The sequence below is a fragment of the Vibrio sp. D173a genome, from assembly GCF_030248475.1.
This window is the reverse complement of sequence record NZ_JAHGAH010000954.1, coordinates 1-643: the sequence shown is the minus strand read 5'-3', so window position 1 is coordinate 643 and position 643 is coordinate 1. Positions and strand designations below refer to the sequence as shown.

Sequence of the window (643 nt, the reverse complement as noted above, 5' to 3'; positions counted from 1 at the left end):
ACTCATGGAATTCGTTCTAACCTGTTTAATTCGTTAATTTTTATCGGTTTTACTGGTCTTTTAAGTGAATCCTTTCATCACTAATGAGCCAGTCTTCATCATGGGTCTAGTTTTCTCGGCAGAGCTAATTCTCTCCGGAAACCTAATCTTCGCCACGTACCTAGTCTTCACCGCGAACCTAGTCTTCACCACGAACCATGGTAAAAAAGTCCACCTTACTGGCTGCGACTTCTTGACGGCGTTGACTGTCACGCTCGTGTTTCATTGCCGCTAATGGCTCAATGACTTGCGTATTGATCGCTTCCGCCTGCTTTCCGTTCTGCATCACCGCATCAATTACAGCAGCCAGTTCTGCATGTGGCTTGTCACGGCCCTGTAGGTAGCTGTAACCCAACTCGCCGCTATTCAGCTTGATCACCGCGCGAGTGATGGTCACATCGCCCATATTGAACTGACGCCCTGTTGAGCCCATGCGAGCGCGTACCTGTGCCAAACCAATCTCGGGTTGTCGTACCATGGCGTATTCGGCGTTTAGCCCTAACTCGTCCCAATGCGCTTTTAACTCGGTGAACGAGCTCTGTGCGAGTACTGACATCCACTTTTGTCGCTCTTTTAAAGCTGTCATTTAGTGCTCCATTACAAT

Annotated in this window: 1 protein-coding gene; it reads right to left on the bottom strand. The window is 48.7% G+C overall.

What is annotated here, in order from left to right:
* Nucleotides 1-178 precede the first annotated feature (178 nt).
* Nucleotides 179-625, bottom strand: coding sequence for a phosphonate C-P lyase system protein PhnG (phnG, locus tag KIV40_RS30505; protein WP_285353022.1), 447 nt, complete (start codon nt 623-625; stop codon nt 179-181).
* Nucleotides 626-643: the final 18 nt, after the last annotated feature.